A 2,606-nucleotide genomic window follows, 5' to 3' on the forward strand; every position below is an offset into this window, starting at 1 on the left:
ATAAAGAAACGGTTGTCTTTAAACATCGAGCCTTCTTTTTGGCTTTCCTCCGTTTTGACAAGTATTTTAAAACCATAGAGTTCCCCAATCTTAAAGTATTCACCATTGGTTCTTGCATTATTCGCAAGCTGATTCAGTTTCTCTCCAATAGCTTTCGGGTCAATGGTATTGAGATTATCCAGTTTTATCGGATTGAGTTTATTTCCCTCCTTATCTACCTGTACCTTCTCATTGAATGCCTGTTGGTCTTTTGTTATCCGTGCAATCATTTCAGAGTTGCTGTCTACAGTGCGGGTAATATCCTCAAACTTATAGATAGCGGAAGATTTACTGCGGTTAAATGCCTGCCGCTCGCTTTCCAGAGAAGCGATTTTCTTTTCCAGCTTGGCTTTCTCCAACAGGTCGGTATTGCCTGACAGTATAGCCACATACTCCGAGAAATTCATGCCCGAGCCTTCATCCAGGCTTCCCTCGTCAATGGTACGGGTAGCCATATTGTTTGTCTTTAGTTGGTTGATAAATAGTTGCTTGTTTTGAAGCAGGTTGAACTTATACGAATCAAGGCTCTTTTCAACGGCATAGATAATTACATCTACCTTATTATCAGCATATAGTTTTGCTATCTCATTCCCTTTGCGGATAGCCCGGCCATCCCTCTGGCTAAGGTCTGACGGTCGCCACGGCGTATCTGCGTGATGAATTGCGACTGCTCGTTTCTGAGCATTTACACCTGTTCCCAGCATACTTGTCGAACCGAATAATACCCGGATACGTCCCGCGTTCATGGCTTCAATCATCGTCTTCCGTGCATTATCAGTCTTAGCTTCCTGTATAAAGCGTATCTCATGGGCGGGGATACCATGGTCTTCTATCAGTTTCCGCTTTATCTCACTATAGGGATTCCATTCATTAGGCTTGTATGTTCCTAAATCCGAAAACACAAACTGCGTCCCTTTTTCTTTTGCGTATTTATTGTAATACTCTGCTATCATAGCTGCACAATGTGATGCCTTGTTATCCACATGGTCGCCATATGCCTGGTCTATCATACGCATATCGAGTGACATCTTCCTCGCATAGTCGGTTGCTATCAGCATCTTTGCCTTTTCTTCACTTTGCGACAATGGCTCCCGTCCCAATAGGGTAGCATCTCCCGTTTCTGCAAACTTCATTAGTTTTTCGATAAAGATTTCCTGCTGTGGTGTAGGTGGTATATTATACAGTATTTCGTTCTTTTCCGGCCTGTCTATACCTATATCCTTAGCTGTTCGAAAATCTGTTATCTCCGAATAGAAAGATGCCAGTTCAGGTACTTTAATAAAATACCGGAATCGTTCTTTCTGTACTATCTGATTGGTAACGGAAAACTCATAGTCTGTTGTCTTCTTGGCAAAGACAGCCGCCCACGCATCAAATGAATTGATACCTTGTTTTTCCAGTTCTTTTGGTCTTAGGTATTTGAATAAAAGATATAGCTCCGTTAATGAATTACTGATTGTTGTCCCTGAAAGAAAAGTTGCTCCTAAATCTTTATCTCTTCTTTCCTGTATGGTACGGATAGCAAAGAGCATATTCATGGCCCGTTGGCTCCCTTCTGGATTCCCTAATCCTGCAACCCGGTCATGACGTGTGGTAAATGCAAGGTTCTTGAACTGATGTGATTCGTCTACGAACAAATGGTCTATGCCCATCATCTTGAAATCGACTACATCATCGGTCCTGTCCTTAATCTGTTCAGCCAGGTTGCTTAGTTTTACTTCGAGATTGGCTTTTCGTTTCTCCAATCCTTTCAGCATCATCTTGGATATTTCTTGGCCTTGATTTCGCAAAACATTGAGGTTTTCTTCTACCGAATCTAACTCTGCCTGAAATATCTGTTGCTGCATCTCAGGCGACTGGGGTATCTTGCCGAACTGGTCGTGGGTTAGTATAACCGCGTCCCACGAGTTGTTCTTTATTTCGTTGAATATCTTAACCCTTTTCTGCGGGGTAAAATCTTCCTTACCCGGATAGAGTATCTTCGCGTTGGGATAAGCTGTGCGGAATGTAGAAGCTATTTCATGGACATTAGCCTTCAATCCTATAATCATCGGTTTATTGGCTTGCCCCAACCGTTTCATTTCGTAAGCAGCGCAGCACATGATCAGCGTTTTACCCGCCCCCACCTCATGGTCGCCAATGCCCCCTCCGTTCTGCTTCAGCATCCAGATACAGTCTTTTTGTGATTGGTACAGGTCGGGAATACCCAATGCTTTCAGGTCCAGTCCGGGAAAGCTTTGGTGCGAACCGTCGTAAGTTGGACGCACAAAGCAGTTGAATTTCCGGTTATAGGTATCGGCGAGTTTATCCTTAAACTCCGGAGATTGTTCATCCAGCCAATTCGAAAAACCGTTGCGGATTTCATCTATTTTTGTATTCGCCATTTGGATGGCTTGCCCATCGGGTACTTTTACATCTTTATCTTCTCCGGTATCGGGGTCGGTAACCGTAATCGTTTTGGTAATATTCGGTGTTGTATTGAGCAAAGAGTGTTTGAGCAGGTGCATACCCGTATACAGCCTGTTCTCACCCTGTACGGCAAATTTTTCGTTGATAATCATATTGCT

Annotated in this window: 1 protein-coding gene; it reads right to left on the minus strand. The window is 43.3% G+C overall.

The window, feature by feature from the left end; all coding sequences use genetic code 11:
- On the minus strand, positions 1-2,606 hold a 2,606-nt coding region (locus BUC12_RS19595; RefSeq protein WP_262485781.1), incomplete at both ends, for a helicase-related protein.

The organism is Indolivaga macrotermitis (assembly GCF_900128985.1).
Lineage (GTDB): Bacteria > Bacteroidota > Bacteroidia > Bacteroidales > Dysgonomonadaceae > Dysgonomonas_A > Dysgonomonas_A macrotermitis.